Annotated in this window: 25 protein-coding genes; 19 read left to right on the top strand and 6 right to left on the bottom strand. The window is 70.5% G+C overall.

Annotated elements, in window-relative coordinates; all coding sequences use genetic code 11:
- Positions 1–3: 3 nt before the first annotated feature.
- The 11 genes from ASF68_RS07570 (at position 4) to ASF68_RS07520 (ending at position 10,402) form a co-directional block, all read left to right on the top strand.
- Positions 4–1,290, top strand: coding sequence for an adenylosuccinate synthase (locus tag ASF68_RS07570; protein WP_056008884.1), 1,287 nt, complete (start codon positions 4–6; stop codon positions 1,288–1,290).
- A gap of 25 nt (positions 1,291–1,315) precedes the next feature.
- Entirely contained in the window at positions 1,316–1,609 is a 294-nt protein-coding gene (locus ASF68_RS07565; RefSeq protein WP_056008881.1) for a winged helix-turn-helix transcriptional regulator, read from the top strand.
- A gap of 42 nt (positions 1,610–1,651) precedes the next feature.
- Complete coding sequence (locus ASF68_RS07560) at positions 1,652–2,767, top strand: beta-propeller fold lactonase family protein (RefSeq protein WP_056008878.1); 1,116 nt, start codon at positions 1,652–1,654, stop codon at positions 2,765–2,767.
- Positions 2,768–2,816: 49 nt separating this feature from the next.
- Positions 2,817–3,455 (top strand): GNAT family N-acetyltransferase, encoded by a 639-nt coding sequence (locus tag ASF68_RS07555; RefSeq protein WP_056008876.1) that lies wholly within the window; start codon positions 2,817–2,819, stop codon positions 3,453–3,455.
- A gap of 201 nt (positions 3,456–3,656) precedes the next feature.
- Positions 3,657–4,766, top strand: coding sequence for an ABC transporter substrate-binding protein (locus ASF68_RS07550; RefSeq protein WP_056008873.1), 1,110 nt, complete (start codon positions 3,657–3,659; stop codon positions 4,764–4,766).
- Positions 4,766–5,734, top strand: a complete 969-nt coding sequence (locus tag ASF68_RS07545; RefSeq protein ID WP_157579840.1) for an ABC transporter permease subunit — start codon at positions 4,766–4,768, stop codon at positions 5,732–5,734. Before ASF68_RS07550 ends, ASF68_RS07545 begins: the two co-directional genes overlap by 1 nt.
- Positions 5,731–6,543, top strand: a complete 813-nt coding sequence (locus tag ASF68_RS07540) for an ABC transporter permease (RefSeq protein WP_056011547.1) — start codon at positions 5,731–5,733, stop codon at positions 6,541–6,543. The genes ASF68_RS07545 and ASF68_RS07540 overlap by 4 nt, the downstream gene beginning before the upstream one ends.
- A complete protein-coding gene (locus tag ASF68_RS07535; protein ID WP_056008870.1) occupies positions 6,540–7,640 on the top strand; it encodes an ABC transporter ATP-binding protein in 1,101 nt (366 codons plus the stop codon). The genes ASF68_RS07540 and ASF68_RS07535 overlap by 4 nt, the downstream gene beginning before the upstream one ends.
- A 129-nt stretch (positions 7,641–7,769) precedes the next feature.
- The gene (locus ASF68_RS07530) at positions 7,770–8,072 is read left to right on the top strand and encodes a hypothetical protein (RefSeq protein WP_056008867.1); all 303 of its coding nucleotides are present in this window, start codon (positions 7,770–7,772) and stop codon (positions 8,070–8,072) included.
- 102 nt (positions 8,073–8,174) lie between these two features.
- Positions 8,175–9,011 carry an ABC transporter ATP-binding protein gene (locus tag ASF68_RS07525; protein WP_082498524.1) on the top strand — a complete coding sequence of 279 codons (837 nt, stop codon included), beginning with the start codon at positions 8,175–8,177 and terminating at the stop codon, positions 9,009–9,011.
- Positions 9,008–10,402 (top strand): FtsX-like permease family protein, encoded by a 1,395-nt coding sequence (locus tag ASF68_RS07520; RefSeq protein WP_235526769.1) that lies wholly within the window; start codon positions 9,008–9,010, stop codon positions 10,400–10,402. Before ASF68_RS07525 ends, ASF68_RS07520 begins: the two co-directional genes overlap by 4 nt.
- 86 nt (positions 10,403–10,488) lie before the next feature.
- Here the strand turns inward: ASF68_RS07520 and aztD are convergent, their stop codons facing one another.
- From aztD to aztB, 4 genes are read right to left on the bottom strand one after another with little or no spacing between them, the layout of a single operon-like run.
- On the bottom strand, positions 10,489–11,736 hold the full coding sequence (aztD, locus tag ASF68_RS07515) for a zinc metallochaperone AztD (protein WP_056008864.1): 1,248 nt from the start codon (positions 11,734–11,736) through the stop codon (positions 10,489–10,491).
- A 29-nt stretch (positions 11,737–11,765) separates the two neighbouring features.
- Complete coding sequence (gene aztC / locus ASF68_RS07510) at positions 11,766–12,698, bottom strand: zinc ABC transporter substrate-binding protein AztC (RefSeq protein ID WP_056008861.1); 933 nt, start codon at positions 12,696–12,698, stop codon at positions 11,766–11,768.
- A 2-nt stretch (positions 12,699–12,700) separates the two neighbouring features.
- Entirely contained in the window at positions 12,701–14,023 is a 1,323-nt protein-coding gene (locus ASF68_RS07505; RefSeq protein ID WP_056008858.1) for a hypothetical protein, read from the bottom strand.
- Positions 13,918–14,901, bottom strand: coding sequence for a zinc ABC transporter permease AztB (gene aztB, locus ASF68_RS07500; RefSeq protein WP_082498523.1), 984 nt, complete (start codon positions 14,899–14,901; stop codon positions 13,918–13,920). Before aztB ends, ASF68_RS07505 begins: the two co-directional genes overlap by 106 nt.
- A 104-nt stretch (positions 14,902–15,005) precedes the next feature.
- Here aztB and aztA point away from each other — a divergent pair, with 104 nt between their 5' ends.
- From aztA to ASF68_RS07485, 3 genes are all read left to right on the top strand, one after another.
- Complete coding sequence (gene aztA, locus ASF68_RS07495) at positions 15,006–15,644, top strand: zinc ABC transporter ATP-binding protein AztA (protein ID WP_162239346.1); 639 nt, start codon at positions 15,006–15,008, stop codon at positions 15,642–15,644.
- Positions 15,645–15,705: 61 nt separating this feature from the next.
- Entirely contained in the window at positions 15,706–16,047 is a 342-nt protein-coding gene (locus ASF68_RS07490) for a chorismate mutase (protein ID WP_056008853.1), read from the top strand.
- Between the two features lie 81 nt (positions 16,048–16,128).
- The gene (locus ASF68_RS07485; protein WP_056008851.1) at positions 16,129–17,070 is read left to right on the top strand and encodes an SDR family NAD(P)-dependent oxidoreductase; all 942 of its coding nucleotides are present in this window, start codon (positions 16,129–16,131) and stop codon (positions 17,068–17,070) included.
- A gap of 21 nt (positions 17,071–17,091) precedes the next feature.
- Here the strand turns inward: ASF68_RS07485 and ASF68_RS07480 are convergent, their stop codons facing one another.
- Positions 17,092–17,784 carry a FadR/GntR family transcriptional regulator gene (locus tag ASF68_RS07480; protein ID WP_056008848.1) on the bottom strand — a complete coding sequence of 231 codons (693 nt, stop codon included), beginning with the start codon at positions 17,782–17,784 and terminating at the stop codon, positions 17,092–17,094.
- Between the two features lie 236 nt (positions 17,785–18,020).
- Here ASF68_RS07480 and ASF68_RS07475 point away from each other — a divergent pair, with 236 nt between their 5' ends.
- The 5 genes from ASF68_RS07475 to ASF68_RS07455 all read left to right on the top strand — a co-directional run bounded on the left by ASF68_RS07475 (position 18,021) and on the right by ASF68_RS07455 (position 23,550).
- Complete coding sequence (locus ASF68_RS07475) at positions 18,021–19,253, top strand: aminotransferase class V-fold PLP-dependent enzyme (RefSeq protein WP_235526768.1); 1,233 nt, start codon at positions 18,021–18,023, stop codon at positions 19,251–19,253.
- A 112-nt stretch (positions 19,254–19,365) separates the two neighbouring features.
- Complete coding sequence (locus tag ASF68_RS07470; protein WP_056008845.1) at positions 19,366–20,664, top strand: sugar ABC transporter substrate-binding protein; 1,299 nt, start codon at positions 19,366–19,368, stop codon at positions 20,662–20,664.
- A gap of 6 nt (positions 20,665–20,670) precedes the next feature.
- Complete coding sequence (locus ASF68_RS07465; RefSeq protein WP_056008841.1) at positions 20,671–21,651, top strand: carbohydrate ABC transporter permease; 981 nt, start codon at positions 20,671–20,673, stop codon at positions 21,649–21,651.
- Positions 21,648–22,484 carry a carbohydrate ABC transporter permease gene (locus ASF68_RS07460; protein ID WP_056008838.1) on the top strand — a complete coding sequence of 279 codons (837 nt, stop codon included), beginning with the start codon at positions 21,648–21,650 and terminating at the stop codon, positions 22,482–22,484. The genes ASF68_RS07465 and ASF68_RS07460 overlap by 4 nt, the downstream gene beginning before the upstream one ends.
- A gap of 73 nt (positions 22,485–22,557) precedes the next feature.
- On the top strand, positions 22,558–23,550 hold the full coding sequence (locus ASF68_RS07455) for an NADP-dependent oxidoreductase (RefSeq protein ID WP_056008835.1): 993 nt from the start codon (positions 22,558–22,560) through the stop codon (positions 23,548–23,550).
- A 16-nt stretch (positions 23,551–23,566) separates the two neighbouring features.
- Here the strand turns inward: ASF68_RS07455 and ASF68_RS19035 are convergent, their stop codons facing one another.
- Positions 23,567–23,707 (bottom strand): hypothetical protein, encoded by a 141-nt coding sequence (locus ASF68_RS19035; protein ID WP_164488332.1) that lies wholly within the window; start codon positions 23,705–23,707, stop codon positions 23,567–23,569.
- Between the last annotated feature and the right edge of the window lie 30 nt (positions 23,708–23,737).

The following is a 23,737-nucleotide window of genomic DNA, read 5'->3' as shown; positions in this document are numbered from 1 at the left end:
CAGATGCCAGCAATCGTGATCGTCGGCGCCCAGTGGGGCGACGAAGGCAAGGGGAAGGCCACCGACCTGCTCGGTGACCGCATCGACTACGTCGTGAAGTTCAACGGCGGCAACAACGCGGGGCACACGGTCGTCATCGGCGACGAGAAGTACGCCCTGCACCTCCTGCCGTCCGGCATCCTGACGAACGGCGTCGTGCCCGTCATCTCCAACGGTGTCGTCATCGACATCGAGGTGCTGTTCCACGAGCTCGAGGCCCTCCAGGCCCGGGGGATCGACGTCTCGCGCCTCCTGGTGAGCGCCAATGCGCACGTCATCACCCAGTACCACCGCACCATCGACAAGGTGACGGAGCGCTTCCTCGGCAAGCGTCAGATCGGCACCACCGGCCGCGGCATCGGCCCGGCCTACGCCGACAAGATCAACCGGGTCGGCATCCGGATCCAGGACCTCTTCGACGAGAACATCCTGCGCCAGAAGGTCGAGGGCGCGCTCGACCAGAAGAACCACCTCCTCGTGAAGGTCTTCAACCGCCGGGCGATCACGGTCGACGAGATCGTCGCCGACCTGCTCGCGTACGCCGAGCGCCTGCGCCCCATGGTCGCCGACACCGCGCTCGTGCTGAACGAGGCGCTCGACGAGGGCAAGATCGTCCTCTTCGAGGGCGGCCAGGCCACGATGCTCGACGTCGACCACGGCACCTACCCCTTCGTCACCTCGTCCAACGCCACCTCGGGCGGCGCGGCCACCGGTTCCGGTGTCGCACCGAACCGCCTCGACCGCGTCATCGGCATCGTGAAGGCGTACACCACGCGCGTCGGTGCCGGTCCGTTCCCGACCGAGCTGTTCGACGAGTCCGGCGACTACCTGCGCTCGAAGGGCTTCGAGTTCGGCACGACGACGGGACGCCCGCGTCGCGTCGGCTGGTACGACGCCCCGATCGCCCGGTACGCGGCACGCATCAACGGGGTCACCGACTTCGTCCTGACGAAGCTCGACATCCTCGACGACCTCGCCACCATCCCGGTCTGCGTCGCCTACGAGGTCGACGGTGTGCGGGTCGAAGAGGTACCGGTCTCGCAGAGCGACTTCCACCACGCGGTCCCGATCTACGAGGAGTTCCCCGGCTGGCAGGAGGACATCACCGGTGTCCGCCGCTTCGAGGACCTGCCGAAGAACGCGCAGGACTACGTGCTGGCGCTCGAGTCGATGAGTGGTTCGCGCATCTCCGCGATCGGCGTCGGCCCCGGCCGCGACGCGATCGTCGTGCGTCACGACCTCGTCGACTGAGCCGAGGACGAGCGTCGCATCTGCCGTGGTGAACGAATCCGGTCAGCCGTCCCTGCCAGGGCTCCCGCCGGTCGAGGAACTCTCGACCGGCGAGGTCCGGGCACGGCCGGCGGTACGTCCCCCGCGTGACACCGGCACGCTCGACCCACGGGTCCGGCGTGCCCTGGCGACCCTCGACGACGACCCCGACCTCTCGCTCGTCACCCTCGCGAACGCCCTCGGCATCACGCGTGCGACGCTCATCCGGATCGTCAGGGAAGCGATCGGCATGAGTCCGAAGGAGTACGCGGCCGGGGTCCGAGCCCGCCGCTCCAGCTGATCCGACACCGGTGGGCGTCGGTGCAGGTGGGAGACTGTGGGGATGAGCGACGACACCCCCTACCTCCTCCTCGGTTCCTACACCGCTGAGGCCGACGGCACCGGTGCCGGGATCAGCCTGCTGCGGCAGGACGAGGCGGGGACCCTCCGGCAGGTGCAGTCCTCGGAGGCGCAGTCGCCGTCGTTCCTGACGCTGCACCCGACGCTCCCGATCGTTTACGCGGCCAGCGAGTCGACCGGCGCGGTGGAGGCGTTCAAGCGCTCCGGCGAATTCGGCCTCTCGCCGTTCGGCAAGCCCCTCGAGGCGGGCGACGGCGTCTGTCACGTCGCGACCGTCCCGGGCGCCGACCTGCTCGTCGCGAGCTGTTACGGCGACGGTCGGGTGGTGTCCGTGCCCCTCGCCGAGAACGCGGCGTTCGGAGGGGACCCGCGGCTCGGAGAGTCGTCCGTCGACCCCTGGGCCTCGCCCACCGCACTCGCCGCCGAAGCCGCGGACGCCGGTGAGGACGCCCTGACGCTCCTCGCGTTGGAGGCCGCCGTCGGCGAGGCGCTGCCGTCCCGGCCGTCCCGCGCGCACGCTTCCGCCCTCCTGCCCGACGGCCGGATCGCGACCACCGACCTCGGCCACGACACGGTCCGGATCTGGCAGCTGCGGGGGAGTCGACTGGTCCTCGACCACACCGTCGTGTTCCCGCGCGGCACGGGTCCGCGGCACCTCGTCGTCCACCCGAGCGGTCACCTCCACGTCATCACCGAGTACTCGGTCGAGGTCTTCACCCTCGGGGTGGACGGGACGGACGGCCACTGGCACCTCCTCGCGGCCACGGTCGCGCCCGCGGAGGGGGTGTCGGAGGGCGACACGGGTGCCGAGATCAGCCTCGCCGCATCGCGCGAGCAGCTGCACGTCGGGGTCCGGGGGAGCGATCGCCTCGCCACCCTGCGCGTGACGGGCGACGGCTCGCGGGTCGAGGCCGTGGCCGACGTCGAGTGCGGCGGGACGATGCCGCGCCACCACCGGGAGTCGGGCCGCTTCCTGCACGTCGCGAACCAGCTGTCGAACAGCGTCGCGAGCTTCCGACTGGACGAACGCACGGGCGTCCCGACGACGCTGCTCGGGACCCTCGACGCCGGGTCGCCCACCTGCCTCATCCTCGCCTGATCGCGAGACCGGTCCTCGCGCGACGCTCGCCAGCGGATACGGTGGAACGGTGACCGCACGACGCCCCGAACCCCGACCGATCGACGGCCGGACCATCCGACTCGAACCGCTCGACCGCTCGCACTATCCCGAGCTGTTCGTGGCGATCGCGCACCCCGAGGTGTTCGCCGGCGGGTACGGCGGCGGACCGGACGGTTTGCCGACGACGCAGGCCGAGTTCGACGTCTTCGCCGACCGATACTTCACGACCGGCGTGCGCAACACCTACGTCATCCGGCTCGTGGGCGGCGAGCACGACGGGCTCCTCGTCGGCACCTCGACGCTCGGCGACTTCGACGAGCCGGGGGAGGCCGCCCACCTCGGTTGGACGGCGTACGACCCGCGCGTCTGGGGCACGGCCGTGAACGCCGAGACGAAGCTGCTGCTCCTCGGCCTCGCCTTCGACGCGGGCTTCGGCCGGGTGAAGATCCAGGCCGACGAGCGCAACGAGCGGTCGCGCACCGCGATCCTGCGGCTCGGGGCCACGTTCGAGGGCCTCATCCGACGCGACAAGCAGCGGGCGGACGGCACCTGGCGGACGACCGCGCTGTTCTCGGTGATCGCGGAGGAGTGGCCGGAGGTGCGCGCCGGTCTCGAGGAGCGCCTCGCGCGCAGCCCCGGCCCCGTCGCGCTCCGCCCCGGTCCCTGAGCCTGTCGAAGGGCGGTCCCTGAGTCCACCCCCGGTCCCTGAGCCTGTCGAAGGGCACTGTTCACCCGCGAGACACCGCGCGGTCCCGATCGCGCTACGTGGCGACCCTAGCTTGTCCTCCAGACGACGGACGCGGTATCCGACGGCCCGACAGCACGGGCGGCCGCCGACGTCACTGGAGGAACCGTGAACACCAGGCGTATGACCGCCCTCGCCATCGTCGCGCTCGCCGCGACGACGCTCACCGCATGCTCCGCCGGAGCGGACACCGGAGCCGCCTCCGACGTCGACGCCACGAAGGCGACCTCCGCCGAGGACTTCGGTGGCATGGACGCGCTCGTCGAGGCCGCCAAGGCGGAGGGTGAGCTCAACGTCATCGCGCTCCCCGACACCTGGGCGAACTACGGCAAGATCATCAGCGCGTTCGAGGACAAGTACGACATCACGGTGAACTCGGCCGACCCGGACGTGTCGAGCGCCGAGGAGATCACGGCCGCCAAGAACCAGCAGGGCCAGGACACCGCTCCCGACGTCTTCGACCTCGGATCCGCCGTCGCCCTCGACAACCTCGACCAGTTCGCGCCCTACCAGGTCGCCAACTGGGACGACATCCCCGAGGGCTCGAAGGAGAAGACGGGCCTCTGGGTGTACGACTACACCGGCCTCGTCTCCATCGGGTACGACGCGGACGCCGTCCCGGCCCCGAAGTCGCTCGACGACCTCCTCGGCTCCGACTTCGCCGGCAAGGTCGCGCTGAACGGCGACCCGACCCAGGCGGGTGCCGCCGCAGCCGGCGTCTACCTCGCGGCGCTGCAGTCCGGTGGGTCAGCCGACGACATCCAGCCCGGTGTCGACTTCTTCCAGAAGCTCAACCAGGCCGGCAACTTCCTGCCGCTCGACCCGACGCCCGCGACGATCGCGTCCGGTGAGACCCCGGTCGTCATCGACTGGAGCTACAACAACCTGGCCGCGGCGACCGAGAACGAGGGTCAGCGCAACTGGAAGACCACCGTCCTCCCCGGTTCGGCGGTCGGCAGCTACTACAACCAGGCCGTCAACGTCGACGCTCCGCACCCCGCGGCGGCCCGTCTCTGGCAGGAGTTCATCTTCAGCCCCGAGGCGCAGAACCTGTACCTCGCCGCCGGCGCGTACCCGTCGACCCTCGCCGCGATGGTCGAGGCGGACACCGTCGACCAGAAGGCCCTCGACGCCGTGGGTGAGATGCCCGCCGACCTCGTGCAGTTCACGCCGGAGCAGACCGAGCAGGCCACCTCGCTGCTCGCCGAGAAGTGGGCGGCAGCGATCTCCTGATGAGTGCCTCCGCCACGCGGCGGAGTGGGGCGGGGTCGGCGGAAGCCGACCCCGCCGTCTCGCTCCCGCCGACCACCACCTCGGACGCCTCGGCCGAACCCGCCGCGGCGCGCCCCCGTCGCCGTCCGCGCTGGGCACTCCTCGGGCTGACGCCCTTCGCGCTGTACACCCTGCTCTTCCTGGCGATCCCCACGGTCACCGCCCTCGCCACCGGCTTCTTCGACGGTGACGGCGCGTTCACCCTCGACAACCTCGCCGCCCTCGGTGAGCCGGCGGTGCTCGGCGCCTTCGCGAGCTCGTTCTGGGTCTCGGCCGTCACCGCGGTCGCCGGGGCCGTCATCGGAGCCCTCGTCTGCTACGCCCTGCTCGCGGTGCGACCCGATGGGCTCATCCGCACCTTCGTCGACGCGGCCTCGAGCGTCCTCGCACAGTTCGGCGGCGTCATGCTCGCCTTCGCCTTCATCGCGACGATCGGGATCCAGGGGCTCGTCACCGTGTTCCTCAAGGACCGGCTCGGGATCGACCTCTTCGCGGACGGCGTCTGGCTCTACCAGGTGCCCGGTCTCCTGCTGCCCTACCTGTACTTCCAGGTGCCGCTCATGGTCATCACCTTCATGCCGGCGATGGAGGGCTTGAAGCGCACCTGGTCGGAGGCGAACGCCACGCTCGGCGGCACGCGCTTCACGTACTGGACCCGCATCGCGATGCCGATCCTCGCCCCCTCCTTCCTCGGATCGCTTCTGCTCCTCTTCGCGAACGCGTTCTCGAGCTACGCGACCGCCGCCGCGCTCATCAGTCAGGGCGCCCAGATCGTGCCGCTGCAGATCCGCGGAGCCCTCATCAGCGAGACCGTCCTCGGGCGGGAGAACCTCGCCGGCTCGCTCGCGATCGGGATGATCGTGGTGATGGTCGTCATGATGACGGCGTACTCCGCACTCCAGGCCCGGACGGAACGGTGGCAGCGATGAGCGCCGTCCGCGACTCGGCCACGCCGTCGAAGCTCACGAGCCGGATCATCCTCGTCGTCGTCGCGCTCGTGTTCGCCGTGCCGATCCTGTCGATGCTCGAGTTCACGTTCCGCGCCGGGATCGACGGCGGCCACGACCTCGGCCACTGGGCGGCGATCGTCGACCCGGAGAACGCGCGGAAGTACCGCGTGCTGTTCCAGGGCATCGGCAACTCCGTCATCCTCGCGGCGGTCACGGTGCTCATCGTCGTCGTCCTGCTCCTGCCGACGATGATCCTCGTGAAGCTCCGGTTCCCGAAGCTGCAGCGGGTGCTGGAGTTCGTCTGCATCATCCCGATCACCGTGCCGGCGATCGTGCTCGTCGTCGGACTCGCGCCGGTGTACTCGGTGGTGGCCAAGCTCCTCGGCAGCGCCCCGTGGACGCTCGCGTTCGCGTACGGGATCACGGTGCTGCCGTACGCCTACCGGGCGATCGCCGCGAACCTGCAGTCGGTCGACGTCGGCACCCTCGCCGAGGCCGCCCGCACGCTCGGCGCCGGATGGGGGACCGTCCTGTTCCGCGTGCTCCTCCCGAACCTGCGGCGAGGCGTGCTCACCGCCGCGGTCATCTCGGTGGCCGTCGTCCTCGGCGAGTACACGATCGCCTCGCTCCTCGGGCGCAACACCCTGCAGACCTCGCTCGTGCAGGTGTCGAAGAGCGACCCGTTCGTGGCGGTGGCCTTCGCGCTGCTCGCGCTCGCGTTCGCCTTCGTCCTGCTGTTCATCATCGGCCGCGTCGGATCGATCCGCCGCATCAGGGAGACACCATGACCTCGATCGAGCAGTCGGCATCCACTGCCGCACCGGGAGCCGCCCGCCCGACGGGTGCCGCGGTGCGGTTCGACCGCGTCGTGAAGGACTACGGTTCGGGTGCCCGTGCCCTCGACGGCGTGAGTCTCGACCTCGCGCCGGGCGAGTTCGTCGCCCTCCTCGGCCCCTCCGGCTGCGGCAAGACGACCGCGCTGCGCAGCCTCGCGGGGCTCGAGGACATCACTTCGGGCAGCGTGCTGATCGACGGGGTCGACGTCGTGTCGGTGCCCACGAACAAGCGCGACCTCGGGATGGTGTTCCAGTCGTACTCGCTCTTCCCGCACCTGACCGTGTTGGAGAACGTGGAGTTCGGCCTGCGCATGCGCCGGGTGCCGACCGCGGAGCGGCAGGCCCGAGCGGCCGAGAGCCTGGAGCTCGTCGGCCTCGCGCACCTCGGTGGCCGCTACGCCCACCAGCTGTCGGGTGGGCAGCAGCAGCGCGTCGCCCTCGCACGGGCGCTCGTGACGAGGCCGCGCGTCCTGCTCCTCGACGAGCCGCTCAGCGCCCTCGACGCGAAGGTGCGCGTCCAGTTGCGCGACGAGATCCGTCGCATCCAGTCGGAGCTGCAGATCACGACGCTGTTCGTGACGCACGACCAGGAGGAGGCGCTCGCCGTCGCCGACCGGGTGGCCGTCATGCGGGCCGGGGTCATCGAGCAGATCGGCACACCGGAGGAGTTGTACTCCCGACCGTCCTCGCCGTTCGTGGCCGAGTTCATCGGGCTGAGCAACCGCATCCCCGGGACGCTCGTCGACGGTGGCGTGCTGGTGCTCGGTCAGGTGCTCCCGGTCCTCGGCGAACCGACGGGCAGCGGGGACGTCGTCGCGCTCGTCCGGCCGGAGGACGTCGTGTTCACGGACGAGGGTGAGCAGCCCGCTCGCTCGTCCGACGCGGTGGTGCTCACCTCGAGCTTCCTCGGCCCGGTGCGTCGCACGACCGTCGAGCTGCCCGACGGGACGCTCGTCGCGGTGCAGCACGGCGCGACCGAACGGCTCGAGGCGGGGGAGCGCGTCGGGATCCGCTTCGTCGGTCGGCCTGTGCCGGTGCAGTCGGTCTGATCCCGCCCCGCTCCGCCGGGGCGGGGCGCGCGCTCCGACACTCGTGTGGTACCGGAGGATGAGTCCGCGCCGACGAGGATCACCCGACTGCGGGATGTGTCGGGGATGGCCGCTCGGCACGATGGGAGCATGTCCTCCATCACCCAGTCGCACGCCGTCCACACCCGGGTCACCGCTCCACTGCGGGCGGTCCCGCTGCCGGTCCCGGTGCAGGGTGTGGTCGAGGAGGATCCTGCACCCGTGGAGGTCGCCGAGCGCGTCCGCGCCTCGGCGCACGTCGCCGCCGGTGCTGCGGGTGTCGACCTCTCGGCGACGCCGTCACCAGCGTCCTCGGGTGACGCCACCGACACAGGCTCGGGTCTCCGCTTCCTCGGCGCCGGTTGGGCGGCCGACGCGGCCCTCTTCGCGCAGTACCGCCGCCGCGGCGTCTGACCTCGCGGCCGACCCCGGGTCCACCTCGCGGATGACCGGCACCGGGCAGCGTGCATCGCCCGGCCGACGCGCCGCACCGGGCCTCCCGCGCACGATGGGATCATGAACACTTCGATCCTCTCCGCCCGCGGACTCACGAAACAGTACGGGGCCACCTTCGCCCTCGCCGGCGTCGACCTGGACATCCTCCCGGGCGAGTCGGTCGCCATCATGGGCGCCTCCGGCTCCGGCAAGACCACCCTCATGCACGCGCTCGCCGGGATCGTCACCCCGGACACCGGTTCGATCGCCTTCAGCACCCCGACGGGTGTCGTCCGCGTCGACCAGCTCGACGAGAAGCGACGCTCGCAGTTGCGGCGCGAGTCGTTCGGGTTCGTCTTCCAGCAGGGCCTGCTCATCCCCGAGCTGACGGCCGTCGAGAACGTCGCCATCGCCCTCATGCTGGGCGGCACCCCGCGCGCCGCGGCCGAGTCGAGCGCGGCGGCCTGGCTCGCCGCCCTCGGCCTCGCCGGTCTCGAAGGCCGCCGGATCGGCGAATTGAGCGGCGGGCAGGCGCAGCGCGTCGCGATCGCGCGTGCCCAGGTGACGGGCGCTCCCATCGTGTTCGCCGACGAGCCGACGGGCGCGCTCGACTCCCGCACCTCGGCCGACGTGATGGGTGCGCTCCTGCACGCCACCACCGGTCAGGGCCGGACGCTCGTCCTGGTGACGCATGACGAGACGGTGGCTGCCCGCTGCTCGCGCACGATCCGTCTCGCCGACGGTCGCATCGTCGGACAACGCCAGGACGCGGGGCCGCTGAGTGCGCCGCCCGCGCCGCAGCCGCCGTACCCGATGGCGCAGCAGGGCCAGCCGTACCCGCCGCAGCCGCAGGGCCAGCCGTACCCGCCGCAGCCGCAGCCGCAGACCGGCGTCGTCCCGAACGGCGCGCGCTCATGAGCGCCGTCGTCGACACCGCTCCGCCGCGGACACCGGTCCCCGCCGGCTCGGGTCGGAGCCCCGTCGTCCGCCTCACCTGGATGCTCGCCCGGCCGGGAGCCCAGAGCCCGGCGACGATCGTGCTCCCGGCGGTCGCGTTCGCGGTCACCACGGCGCTCGTGCTCACCGTGCTCGGCGGCGCGATGATGTTCTGGCGGTGGACCGGCGAGACGGCCCTGCTCTACCAGGTGCTCAGCGTGCTGGCCCTGGCGCTGCTGCTCGTCCCGCTCGGCTCCCTCGGCGGAGCGGCCGCGCGCCTGTCCGCGCGCCGTCGCGACGACCGACTCGCCACCCTCCGGCTGCTCGGCGCGACGCCCGGCACCGTCTCCGCGATGACCGTGCTCGAATCGGCCGCGGTCGCCCTGCTCGGCTCCTTCGCCGGCATCGTGCTGTACCTCGGCATGCTGCCGCTCGTCGGCCTCATCCCGTTCGGCGGTTCGCCGATCGGCGTCGAGGGCGTCTGGGTCGGTGTCCCGGTCGCAGCGGCCGTCGTCCTCGGTGTCACGCTCCTCGCGGCGGCCAGCGCGGCCATCGGTCTGCGTGCCGTGAACGTGAGCCCGCTCGGGGTCCGGACGAAGCAGCAGGCGCCGACCGTGCACTGGGTGCGCGTCGTCATCGGTGCCGCCGTGGTCCTCGTCGCCTACGCCCTGCTCTCCGTCGTGACCGGGTTGCAGGAGGTCGCCGCCATCGTCGCCGTCCTGGGCGTGGGGTTCGGCGCCGGCGTCGGCGTGCTCGGGTTGATCGGCCCCTGGGTCGTCGGGATGATCGGGCGGGGATCGGCGAAGCGCGCCTCGTCCCCGGAGCGGCTGCTCGCGGCCCGGAGCATCCTCGAGTCGCCGAAGGCCGCCTGGCGGCAGGTGAGCGGCGTCGCGATGACGAGCTTCGTCGCCGTCGTCGCCGGCACGGGCGTCGCCCTCATGGACGCCGCCGGAGGTGCCGACCTCGATCGCGAGAGCGCCATCCTCATCGACGACATCCGCACCGGCGTCGTCATCACGCTCGTCGCGTCGTTCCTCATGGTCGCCTGCTCCATCGGGGTGAACCAGGCCTCCGCGGTGCTCGACCGACGAGACCTGTACGTCAGCCTCGACCGCCTCGGAGTGCCGCGGCAGGTCATGGAGCGGGCTCGGACCCGCGCCGTCATGCTGCCGCTGCGGGTCGTCGCCCTCGGCTCGGCCGGACTCGGTGTCCTCCTCGTGCTGCCGATGGCGGGCATCAGCATCATCCTCGCCCCGCTGTCGGTCCTCGTGATCGTCGGATGCTTCGTCGGCGGCATCGGCCTCGTCTGGGCGGCGCTCCACGCGACCCGACCGGTCGTCACCCGGGTGCTCGGGACCCCGGAACGCGTCTGACCATCCCCGGTGTTCCAACGCAGAGCGCCCGTCCCGTCGGCTGGATCCCAGCACATGACGGAACGGGCGCTCTCGGCTTGCGGGCCTCAGCCGGTGACGACCGCGATCTCGTTCGGGACACCGGGCAGTTCACCCGTCGTGATGTCACCCGAGGCGAGGTCGACGGCGTGGAGCGTCTTCGTCGCCGGGTCGGTCACGTAGGCGACACCGTCGTGGACGACCAGTGCCGGGTGGGCGTCCTGCCACTCGGCCGGCGGCTCCCACGCGTCGATGACGGCGATGGTGTCGGTGACCTCGCCGGTCTGCTCGTCGAGGACGTGCAGCGATCCGTCGTTGCCGAGGACGACGACGTCGTCGTTCGGCCCACGGGCCACGTCGCGCCAGGTGTAGCCGACGCCCTCGGGCAGGTCGACGATCTTCGTCGTCTTGGCGACCGTGTCGGTGAACGCGAGCTGACGGAGGTCGTAGCCCTCGGCGTCGGGGTCGCTGTTGTAGTCGCCGACCGCGATGGACGAGGTCTCGCTGACGTACTGGTTCCCGGTCCGGCCGTAGGTGTCCGGAGCCTGGATCTTCGTGAAGACGCCGTCGTCGTAGACGAGGACGCCGTCGCTGCACCCGAAGACGACGGTCTCGTCCTTGACGGTGCCTTCGCCGTGGACCGAGGGGCACTGCTCGTTGCGGGCGATCTCGGTGCGCGACTCGTCGAGCACCCGGACACCGGTGCGGGCGTCCGGGGTACCGATCGTCGACAGCAGGGTGCCGTCCTCGAGCTCGATGGCGACGCCGTGGTGCGCGGCCTCCGAGGGGACGGTCTCGGTCTCGGGCAGCTCGTCGGTGGCGTCGAGGAGGTCCGCGCTGTCGAAGATCGTCGTGTCACCGGAGCCGTCGGCGAAGAGGATGGTCTTCCCGGCGTGACGCACGACGTGGCCGGCGGTGTCGGCGGGGAACACGAGGTCCGTCAGGACCGGCTCGGCCTGCTTCGAGGTGCCGTCCTCGTCCGTCCACGTCCCGGTGTCGAGGACCTGGAAGCCCTTCGTCGTCGTGACGAGCACGTGGCGGCCGTCGCCGGCGGCGTTCACCCGGTTGAAGCCGGCGAGCGGCAGGTCGCCCACGACGTCGAGGGTGGCGGCGTCGACGACGAGGAGGCCACCGTCGTAGGTGAGGGCGATCCGGCTCTGCGGGCCGTCGGACGCGGAGACGCTCGGGTCCGGTGCGGAACCGCTCGCGGTCGAGCAACTGGTGAGGAGGAGGGCCGCGGCGGTGCCGACGGCGAGGAACGTGGCCCGGCCGCGCTTCGTGCGCGAGGCCAGGGGACTGCGGTGGTGCTGCTGCATGGTTTCCTTCTGGGTTCGTGGACGCCCGCTCACGGCGAGAGTCCGGTGGCGATGCGCTCGGTGTTCGCGCGCATCATGGTGAGGTAGGTGGGGGCTTCGCCCGATCCGGCGGTCAACGACTCGGTGAAGAGCGGGACGACGGCGACGTCGACGTCCGCCTCGTCGGCGAGCACCTGGACGAGCCGGTCGGGTTGCGAGGAGTCCGCGAAGATCGTGTGGACCCCCGCCGTCTCGATCGCGGTGGCGAGCTCGTCGAGGTCGGACGCGCTCGGTGCCGCGAGCGTCGTGCCACTCGGGATGACGGCTCCGACGACCGCGAAGTCGTACCGCGCGGCCAAGTAACCGAACACGTGGTGGTTGGTGACGAGCTTCCGCTGCTCGACCGGGATGGCGGCGAAGGCCTCGGCCATCTCCGCGTCGAGCGCTTCGAGCTCCGCGGTGTACGCCTCGGCGTTCGACCGCACCTCGGCGGCGTCGACACCGGGCACCTCGTCGATCACGGCCTCGGTGACCCCTTCGACGACCGCGACCATCTGCACCGGGTCGGTCCAGAAGTGCGGATCGGCCGCGCCGGACGCCGTCTCGAGGACGTCGACGAGTGACCCCGCCTCGACGAGCGGCACCCCCTCGTCGGCCGCGGTCTCGAGGTGCTGGGTGAGCCCCTCCTCGAGCCCCAGCCCGTTCGAGACGATCAGTTGCGCACCGGTGATCCGAGCCGCCTCCTTGGCCGAGATCTCGAAGGAGTGCGGATCGGCGTCCGGCGGCATGAGGGTCATGACCTCGGCCTGCTCGCCGAGGAGTTCGCCGACGACGTCACCGAGGATGTTGGTCGTCGCCACCACCAGCGGGCGGTCGTCGGCGCTCGCCGCACAGCTCGTGAGACCGGCGCCGAGCACGAGGCCCGACACGAGCACGGCTGCGGTGCGGAGGACGGTGGTCTGGCGGGGGATGGTCACACGCATGGTCAGCGTCCCGTCTCGGCGAAGAACGCCGGTGGCGTGTCGAAGGTGAACGTGCGGGCGATCCGCGCGGCATCGCCGTAGTCGATCTCGACCACGGTGCGGGAGCTCGGGAGGTTGAGGTAGGCGCGGTTCTGGTCGACCTCCAGCTGGACCCCGGCGGCGAGGTCGGGCGCGCCCGCCAGCGCGGTCGCAGACCCGGACACGGCACCGGTGGCACCGTCGACGATGAGGAGGTCGCCGGTCGTCGTCAGGCCGACGACGTGCTGGTCGCGGTCGTCCACGGCGGTGACCAGTCGTAGGGGTGTGGGGGTCGGCAGCAGTGCCCAACGGCGTTCGCGGGTGTCGAGGAGCCAGGCGCCGGAGGTGCCGGCGACGGCGGCGACGGTCGGGCGACCGGGACGTGCATGGAAGGACGTCGCGCGCTCGTCGGCGGAGACGGCCTGCGGGTACGGGATCGCCTCGAAGGCGGGGACCGGGTCGGGGTCACTCGAACTGCGGTCGACGACGGCGAGGAGCGCGCCCTCGGCGCAGCCGATGACGACGCCGACGTTGGTCGCGATGCTGCCGGCCGGTTCGGTGCAGCCGGCGAGCACGACGTCGGCCGCGGCCACGGATGTCGACGCGGGGTCGAGGAGTTCACCGTCAGTGCCGTGGACGCGCAGCCTCCCGCTGCCGTCGGTGGCGATGACGGTCTCGCCGATCGGGACGGCCAGCCCGGGGGCGCCGGGGGAGCTCTCGATCCGCCCGGACTCGGCGATGTCGCCCGTGCCGAGCGCGGCGGTGTCGAGGAGGACGGTCTCGCCCGAGCCCGCGAACCGCACGGCGGTCGTCGTCGAGCCGGCGATGACGTCCGCAGGTCCGTCACCCTCGACCTCGCCGACCACGCGCGGCTCGGCCCGGTAGTAGTGCTGGTGGTCCTCGTGGTCGACCGTCCACACACCGGTGTCGATGATCGTGACGGTCCCCGCGGGCTCGGAGTGCGCGGCCACGAACCGCCCGTCGCCCGTGAGCGCTGCGAGCGGGCCGAGCTCGGCGATCGTCGTGCGCTCCTCGCTGAGGAGGTCGGTCAGTTCCACGGTGCCGGCCTGGTCGGCCGTCGCGAGGTGCAGTTGCGGCTCGGGGAGTTCGCTCGCACCCTCGACGTAGCCGTGGCCACGCGCCTCGCCGGTGGCGGTGGGGGTCGGCGACGCCCCGCCGGGCGGGGCACAGGCGGTGAGGGTCAGCGCGAGCGCTCCGAGAGCGAGCGCGGTCCGCGCGGGGCCGGGGCCGCGGCGGTCGGTCCGGGGAGTGCCGGTTCGGATGATCGGTCGGGGGAGTCGGTGCACGGTGCGCTTTCCAGGTGGGTCGGATCGGTCGATGGTTCGAGGTGGGGGCTGCCCGGCCGCCGGATGCGTGCGACGAGCGACCGCACGGCCCACGAGGCGGCTGCGAGCAGGATCGAGCAGGCGGCGATCGAGGCCCCGGCGGCGGTGTCGCCGTGCCAGGAGACGAGCAGGCCGAGGAGGACGGCCAGCGCGCCGAAGACGGTCGCGAGCAGCATGGTGAGCGGGATGGATCGTGCCCAGTGGGCGGCGGCGACCGCGGGGCCGAGGAGGAGCGCGACGACGAGCAGTGTGCCGACGGCGCTGTAGGAGGCGACGACGGCGAGGGTCACCAGGCCGACGAGCGCTGCGTGGGCGAGACGCGGACGGAGGCCCATCGTCGCGGCGACCCGGCGGTCGAACGCGAGGGCGACGAACGGTCGGTGGAACGCGATCGCGACGAGCACCGTGACGAGGAGGGCGACGGCGAGGCCGAGCAGGTCGGCGTCCCGGATCGCGAGGATGTCGCCGAAGAGGATCGCCGTGAGGTCGGTCGCGAACGATCGGCTCGACGAGACGATGATGACCCCGAGTGCCAGCATGCCGACGAAGAGCAGTCCGATGGAGGTGTCGTGGGAGAGCCTGCCGCGTCGGGAGACGAGGCTGATACCGGCGCTCATGACCACGGCGCTCACGGCTGCCCCGGCGACCGGCGGGAGGCCGAGCAGCGCTGCGGTGGCGACGCCGGGGAGCATGCCGTGGGCCATCGCCTCGCCGAGGAAGGCGAGCCCTCGGAGCACGACCCAGGTGCCGACGACCCCACAGATCCCCGCCACCAGCACGCCGCCGACGAGGGCGCGGAGAAGGAAGGCCGCGGTGAACGGCTCGGTGATCCAGGTCATGGTCGAGCACTCTACATGAAAATGATTCTCAGTATTGATAGGGTGAAGCCATGCGAACCCCGTCGAACCGTCCTGTTCCGGCAGCGCCCGGCCGCCCGAGGGTCGTGACCATCCGACTCCGCCAGGTGACGGCCGAGTACGACGGCCAGCGGGTCCTCCACAGGATCTCCGCCGAGCTCCGCTCGGGCGCGATCACCGTGGTCACCGGTGCGAACGGAGCCGGGAAGTCGACACTGCTCGCGGTCCTCGCCGGGCTCCATCAACCGATCACCGGCGAGGTCGACGGCCTGGCCGGGCGGTCCCTCGCCTACGTCCCGCAACGGAGCGCCGTGCCGGAACACTTCCCGGTGACCGCGCGCGACGTCGCGTCGATGGGGCGGTGGCCGGCGCTCCGTCACCGCTGGGCGCGGCTCGACGCCCGTGATCGCCGCCTCGTGGACACGAGTCTCGACCGCCTCGACGTCCTCCCCCTCGCGCCGCGTTCCTTCGGGGAGCTCTCGGGCGGCCAGCGTCAACGGGTCCTCGTCGCGCAGGCGCTCGCCCGCGAAGCCGACGTCCTCCTGCTCGACGAACCGACCGTCGGCCTCGACCTGGCCGCAGGGCGGGCGATCCGAGCGGTCCTCCGTGCGGAGGCGGAGCGGGGCGCGACGGTCGTCGAGGTGACCCATGATCCGCTCGCGGTCACGGACGCCGACGCGCGGTTGCACCTCGAGTCCGGCCGCCTCGTCCCGGCGTTGCGGTGAACCGGCTGCGTATCGCCTGGTCGCCTGCTGCGCGGGCCCGGCGCGTTGCTAGAGTTTCGGCATGAGCCAGGCCGACCAGCACCCCGAACCCACCGCCGGCGCAGCTGCGACGGATCCAGCGGCCACCGAACGGCTCGGCCGACTCCGGAGCAGCATCGACAACATCGACGCGGCCCTCGTCCACCTCCTCGCCGAGCGCTTCAAGTGCACGCAGGAGGTCGGCCGGCTGAAGGCCGAACACGACATGCCCGCGAGCGACCCGGCGCGGGAGCAACGCCAGATCACCCGGCTGCGGGCGCTCGCCGAGGAGTCGCACCTCGATCCGGCCTTCGCCGAGAAGTGGTTCAACTTCGTCGTCGCCGAGGTCATCCACCACCACGAGCGCCTCGCCAACCAGCACTGATCCCAGGCACCCCTCGCATCCCGCCGCGCAAGGGGTGACCCCCTTCGGACGGCGTCCAGCGTCCTGCGCCAGGATGGGTCCATGACCTGGAACGCCGACTCCCTGCCCGATCAGACCGGACGCGTCGTCCTCGTCACCGGAGCGAACGCCGGCCTCGGCTTCTGGACGAGTCTCGGACTCGCACAGGCTGGCGCGGAGGTGATCCTCGCCTCACGGAATGCATCGAAGACCGAAGCGGCCATGCGCGCCATCCGGGTGAAGGTGCCCGGCGCCCGACTCAGCCACCTCCCGTTCGACACCTCCTCGCTCGACTCGGTGCGCGCGACCGCCGGCCGGCTGTCGGAGCTCGACCGGCTCGACGCCCTCGTCGCGAACGCCGGCATGGTGCACATGCCGAAGGACCGCCAGGAGACGGCCGACGGCATCGAGTTGGTCTTCGCGACGAACGTCGTCGGGCATGCCGCCCTGCTCGCCGAAGCGCTGCCCGTGTTGCAGCGCACGGCGGACGAGCACGACACCGCGCCGCGCGTCGTGCTCCTCGGCAGTCTGTCCACCCTGCTCGTCCGATTCCACGGCGACGACCTGCAGCTGCGTGAGGGATACAGCGGCTGGCAGGCGTACGCCCAGTCGAAGATCGCCCTCTCGTCGCTCGGCTTCGAGCTCGACCGCCGGCTCGCCGTGTCGCACAGCACCGTCCGGGCGCTCGTCGCGCACCCCGGCTACTCGGTCAACGGACTCGACCGTCGTGTCCCCGGTGTGAACGAGCCGACGCGCGGACGTCGCTGCTCCGACACGCTGCAGTCCGTCTACGCGCAGAGCAAGCAACGCGGGGCCGAGCCGACGCTCCGGGCGGTCACCGACGAGTCGGCCGACGGCGGTTGGTTCTACGGCCCCCGGTGGCTGACGAAGGGCGACGCCGTGCGCCAGACCCCTGCGGCGATCACGACCGACCGGGACGTCGCCTCGGCACTCTGGACCGAGCTCGAGCGGCTCATCGGCACGCCCATCCTCCCGACGCGCTGACCAGCGTCCGAGTCGGGCCGTTCAGTCGGCGGGGGTGGCCGGAGGCTGCAGCACGCGCAGCCATTCCTCGGTCTGCGCGACGTGCGCGGAGGCCGCGCCGGCCGCACCCACCGGGTCGCGGGCGATGATGGCCTCCGTCATCGAGCGATGGCCTCGGTTGCTCACCCGCCGCAGTTCGTCGCCGTCCGGCAGGCTGAAGACGTCGTAGGCCCGCGAGCGGGAGCGGAACACCTGCAGGAGCGCCGTCAGCGTCGCGTTGCCGGCGGTCCGAGCGATCAGTTCGTGGAACCGGTGGTCGAGTTCGCTCGACTCGGCGGGGTCCGTCGTCTCCTCCATCGCCGCGACGAGCGATGCCAGCTCGGCGTGGACCTGCTCGCCGGCGCGGGCGGCCGCCTGCGAGGCCGCATGGGTCTCGAGGACCCGTCGGAGCTCGTACATCTGCAGCAGCCCGTCGAGGGGGAGGAGGTCGACGGTGAGTGACAGGCTGCCGATGATCTCCTCAGGACGCAGCATCGACACGTAGGTGCCCGAGCCGTGGCGTGACTCGATGATGCCGAGCGCCGCGAGCATGCGGACGGCCTCCCGCAAGGAGCCGCGGGACACACCGAGTTCGTCGCACAGCTCGCTCTCGGCGGGGAAGCGCTGACCGGCGACGAGGCGCCCGGACGCGATCATGTGCCGGAGCCCGTGGAACGCCGTGTCGACTGCTGACATGCCGGTCCTCCCAAGGGTCGTCACGCCATCGTAGCGGCCGTGCCACGGTGCGCCGGCGAGCACGTGGGGCGTCGAGACATCCGATGACTGTACGCCTCCGACACAAGTCATCGGATGACTATTCCTCGCAGACGTGCTTTCGACCAGTTGTAACACGATAGAAACCCAAGTCATCAAACGTGACCTCTATGGTTATCGGACAATCCACTGCATAATCGACTCGGAGGAACGTCACTGTGGACACTCGCACCATCGCACGGCCAGCGCCGCTCATGCTCGGCGACGGCCGACCTGCCACGGCCGCGTGGACGCTGGATCCGACCAAGCGCCACATCAACCACGGTTCCTTCGGTGCAGTCCCGATCGTCGCCCAGGACCACCAGCAGGCGCTCCGCCGCGAGATGGAGGCCGCGCCGCTCACCTGGTTCCCCGCACTCCCCGCGAAGGTCGCCGCCGCGCGCGTCGGCATCGCCGACTTCCTCGGCGCATCGGTCGACCAGCTCGCGATGGTCCCGAACGCGAGCGCCGGCGCCAGCGTCGTCTTCTCCAGCCTCCCGGTGCAGCGCGGCCTGGAGATCGTCGTCACCGACCACGGCTACGGCGCCGTCACGATGGGAGCCGAGCGGCTCGCACGCCGGTGGGGCGGCACCGTCCGGACCGCGCGCATCCCGCTCGACGCCGACGCCCAGGCCGCCCACGACGCCGTGGTCGCCGAGTTCAGCGACCGCACGGCCCTCGTGGTGATGGACCAGATCACCTCGCCGACGGCCCGCCTCCTGCCGGTCCAGCAGATCGCGGACACCGCCCGCGCTGCCGGGATCCCCACCCTCGTCGACGCCGCCCACGTCCCCGGCCTGTACGCCGATCCGATGCGCGACCTCCACTGCGACTTCTGGGTCGGCAACCTCCACAAGTTCGGGTGTGCGCCCCGAGGGGCCGCCGTCCTCGTCGCCCGCAGCCCGCTCGCGCAGGAGCTGTACCCGCTCATCGACTCGTGGGGCTCGCCGTACCCGTTCCCTGAGCGCTTCGACACCCAGGGCACCGTCGACGTCACGAGCTACCTCGCGGCCGGCACCTCGCTCGGGTTCATCGAGGACAGCTGGGGCTGGGACGAGGCGCGCACCTACATGACGGAGCTCGCGGACTACGCCGTCGACGTCGTGGCCGACGCGGTCTCCGCCATCACCGGCGAGGACAGTCGGGTCGACGTCGGGATGCCGGTCAACGCCCTGCGGCTCGTGAAGCTGCCGACGGGTCTCGCGACGACGCACGCCACCGCCGACGGCCTCCGCGACCGCGTCTCGGCCGAACTCGGTGTCGAAGGGGCGTTCACGAGCCTCGACGGGATCGGCTACGTCCGCCTCTCGACGCACGTCTACAACACCCCGGAGGACTTCGAGGACTTCGCCGAGCACGCCGTCCCGGTCCTCGCGCGATGGGCAGAGCAGGAGCGCGCGGCCACGAGCTGAGCGTCGAGAGCACGCCTGTCACACCAGCACACCAGCACACCAGCACCCCACATCGTCACACCAGCACCCCCACACAGCACCCCCACCAGCACCACTCAAAGGAGAAGCGAGCATGAGGAAGTCACGTGCATCGGCCGCCATCGGCCTGTCCGTCGTCGCCGGCCTCGCCCTGTCGGCCTGCGCCGGCGGAGCGAGCGACGGCACCGTCACCCTGCAGATGGTCGAGAGTCTGACCAACCCCGCCCGGACCGAGGTCCTGAAGACGCTCATCGCGGACTTCGAGGCCGAGAACCCGAAGATCAAGGTCGAGCTCATCTCCCCGCCGACCGACCAGGCCGACCAGAAGATCACCCAGATGCTGCAGTCCGGCTCCGGGGTCGACGTGCTCGAGGTCCGCGACATCACCGTCGGTCCCTTCTCCACCAACGGCTGGCTCGCCGACATGGACAGCGAGCTGAAGGACTGGAAGGGCTGGGACGACCTCACCGACAACGCGACGAAGTACGCGAAGGGTGAGGACGGCAAGGTCTGGTACGTGCCCTACGGCTTCTACGGCCTCAGCCTCTTCTACCGCACCGACCTCGTGAAGGAGGCCGGGTTCGACGGCCCGCCCGCGAGCTGGGAGGACCTCCTCGAGCAGGCATCGGCGATCCAGGACCCGTCGAAGAACCAGTTCGGCTACGCCTTCCGCGGCGGCACCAACGCCAACAGCAACGTCGTCGCCGCGATCGAGGCCTACGTCGCCGACGACCTCGACACCGAGAACGCGTTCAAGCTGACGAACGGCGACACGATCTTCTCCGCACCGGAGGCGCTCGACGCGGTCAACACCTACTTCGACCTCTTCAAGGAGGCTTCGCCGCCGTCGTCCGTCGCGTGGGGCTACCCCGAGATGGTCGAGGGCTTCTCGAACGGCTCGACCGCGTTCCTGCTGCAGGACCCCGAGGTCATCGCGACCGTCGAACAGTCCGAGGCGATCACGGCCGAGCAGTGGAGCACGGCTCCGCTGCTGACCGGACCGACCGGCAAGGCCGCCCAGCCCATGGCGACCGCGGGTTGGGGCACGGCGGCGTCGAGCGAGCACAAGGCTGAAGCGGCGAAGCTCATCGAGTTCCTGTCCGAGGACAAGCAGGCGACGACGTTCGCCCAGGAGAACAGCCTCGTCCCGATCGTGAAGAGCGCCGCCGAGAGCGACTTCTACAAGACCGGCCCCTGGGCCAGCTACGTCACGATGAACGAGAACCCGGACACCTACCTGAGCGTCACGCAGCCGCGCGGCTCCTCCTGGTGGACCGAGTGGATCCAGAAGTCCGACTCCGAGATCCAGCAGGTCCTCATCGGCCAGCTGACGCCGGAGAAGCTCCTCGCGGGCTGGGACGAGTACTGGACCGAGAAGTGGAAGAGCGAGTAACCGTCCATGACGACCACCACTGACGAAGCGGGTCGCAAGCAGCAGCATGCGGCCCCGACACCCCCGGCCGGTCCTTCGCGGACCGCCGGCGGGCGTCGGCGGCGCACCTTCACGGTGCGCCGCGGCTTCGGCCTCCTCGCGTTCCTCGCTCCGGCGTTCATCTTCGTCGCGATCTTCATCTACTACCCGATGATCGCGGGGTCCCAGATGGCGTTCCGCAACTGGAACCTCGCCAACCTCACCGACACCTCGTGGGTCGGTTTCGCGAACTTCCTGGCCGTGTTCGCCGACCCAGCGTTCGGCAAGGTCGTCGCGAACACCGTCCTCTGGGTGGTCGCCTCGATCGTCCCGCAGTTCGTCATCGGCTTCGGCATCGCCCTTTGGTTGCGCCGGAAGTTCCGCTTCCGTGGGCTCTACCAGGCGATGATCTTCTTCCCGTGGGCGATCTCCGGATTCCTCATCGGCATCCTCTTCCGCTGGATGTTCAACAGCGAGTTCGGCGTCATCAACGACCTCCTCCAGAAGGTCGGGCTCATCGACACCCCGATCCCGTGGCTGGCCGACCCGAACACCGCGATGTTCGCCGTCATCGTGGCGAACGTCTGGTACGGCGTCACCTTCTTCGCGATCATGATCCTCGCCGCCCTGCAGTCGGTGCCGGAGGACCTCTTCGAAGCCGCCGCGCTCGACGGTGCAGGCAAGGCGCGCATGCTCTTCCAGATCACCATCCCGTACATTCGCACGACGCTCGCCCTCACGGTGCTGCTGCGGGTCATCTGGATCTTCAACTTCCCCGACATCATCTACGGCATGACGGGTGGCGGTCCGGCGAACCAGACGCACATCCTCACGACGTGGATGATCGCGACCACCCAGCGCGGTGACTACGGCCGGGCGTCCGCGATCGGACTCATCGTCGTCGCGATCCTGCTCGTCTTCACGGCGTTCTACCTGCTGTCCATGCGCGAAAAGAAGGTGAAGGCATGATCGACCAGGAGACCCGGACCGCGAAGGTCGTCAAGTTCCTCTTCCTCGGGCTCTGGCTCGTGATCACGGTGTTCCCGCTCTACTGGATCGTCGTGACCTCATTCAAGAAGCCGGGGGCGATCTTCTCCTACCCGCTGACGTACTGGCCGGAGGTGTTCTCGATCGAGAACTACCTGGGCCTGTTCAGCAAGGCGCAGTTCGGCACCTACGTGCTGAACAGCCTCATCGTCGCGACGGTCGCGGCCGTCGTGGCGACCTTCATCTCGATGCTGTCGGCCTACGTGCTGGCCCGGTTCGAGTTCCGGAGCAAGGGAGCGATTCTCCTCGCGTTCCTCGCCACCCAGATGATCCCGTCGTTCATCGCGCTGGGGCCCCTGTACTTGTTGATGACGCAGTTGAAGCTCGTCGACAACCGATTCGGGCTCATCCTCATCTACATCGCGGTGTGCATCCCGTTCTGCACGGTGATGCTCCGCGGATTCTTCGAGAACATCCCGGATGCGCTCGAGGAGGCGGCCATGATCGACGGCTGCTCGCGGTTCGGTGCCCTGTTCCGGGTGCTCGTCCCGGTGCTGAAGCCCGGCATCGTCGCGGCGTTCATTTTTAATTTTGTGAACTGTTGGAACGAGCTGTTCCTCTCGGTGACGCTCATCAACAGCGATGCCAACAAGACGATCCCGACGGCGCTCAACGGCTTCATCACGAGCTACAACATCGACTGGGGCTCCATGTCGGCGGCCGCCGTGCTCACGATCATCCCGACGATGGTGCTGTTCGCCTTCGCCAGCCGGTACATCGTGCAGGGGCTGACCTCGGGGGCGGTGAAGGGCTGACGCCGCAGCGAATCGAACCTGGACGCGAGCTGGTAGTTCGTCTCTCTAGCGACCTCCAGGTGGAAGATGAACCATGTTCGGTTCGAAGCAGACGACGAAGTCCCTCCGTTACGCCCGCTATGGCGGCCCCGACGTCCTCGAGTTCGTCGAGTCCGAGATGCCGCACCCGCGGTGGGGCGAGGTCGTCGTCGACGTCCTGGCGAGCGGCATCAACCACATCGAGGCCTTCGTCCGCGAGGGGAACCTCGCGGACACGGTCCCGATCGAGCTGCCCACCGGGCAGGGGAGCGACTTCGCCGGGCTGATCCGCGAGGTCGGCACCGGCGTCACCGGCTGGAGACGCGGTGACGAGGTGATCGGCCACGCCGTCCGTGGGGCACACGCCACCCAGGTCGTCGTCCCGGCGTCGTCCCTCGTCCGCAAGCCGAAGCGAGTGAGCTGGGAGGAGGCCGGCGGTCTGTACCTCGCCGGGCTCACCGCGCTCGAGACCCTCGACGGTCTGCACCTGAAGCGCGGCGACACGCTCGTGATCTCCGCTGCGGCCGGCGGCGTCGGGAACATCGAGGCGCAGTTGGCGACCTTCGCGGGCGTGCGCGTGATCGGCACCTGCGGTGAACGGAACCACGACTTCCTCCGCGAACAGGGCGTCAAGCCGGTCGTCTACGGCGACGGGATGGCCGATCGGATCCGGACCCTCGCTCCCAACGGCGTGACGGCGTTCATCGACAACTTCGGCCAGGACGGGCAGCAGCTCGCCGCCGAGCTCGGTGTCCCGTCGGAGAAGTACCGGTCGAGCGAGGATCGGAAGGCGATCGAGCTCGCCGCTCTCGAGCCCGACGAGGAGTTCGCCGCACACGCCACGAAGCAACTCGAGCGACTCGCGGAGTACGCGGCCGACCATGCCTTGAAGGTCGTCGTCTCGGCGTTCTACCCGTTCGACCTCATCATCGACGCCTTCGAGGATCTCGAGCGTCTGCACGCCCGCGGCAAGATCATCGTCGGCATGCGACCGGCGAACCCCGACCGCATCGTGAAGCAGCGAGACCTGCACGACGCGAGGCCGTAGCCTCCGTCGCTCTCGGTTAGTTGAAGATGAAGCCGAGGACGGTCGCGCCGCCTCCACCGAGGACGAGCGCGACGACGAGCACCCAGGCGATCAGCCGCTGACGGCGCTTGCGCTGCTCGCCCCACTCGGCCAGTTCCCGGTCTTCGCCATCACTCATCGTCCCAGCCTATCGGCGAGGGGGTTCACC

The sequence above is a fragment of the Plantibacter sp. Leaf314 genome (genome assembly GCF_001423185.1).
Taxonomy (GTDB): domain Bacteria; phylum Actinomycetota; class Actinomycetes; order Actinomycetales; family Microbacteriaceae; genus Plantibacter.
Note: the sequence above shows the minus strand (reverse complement) of the source record. Positions and strands in the feature narration are given on the sequence as shown.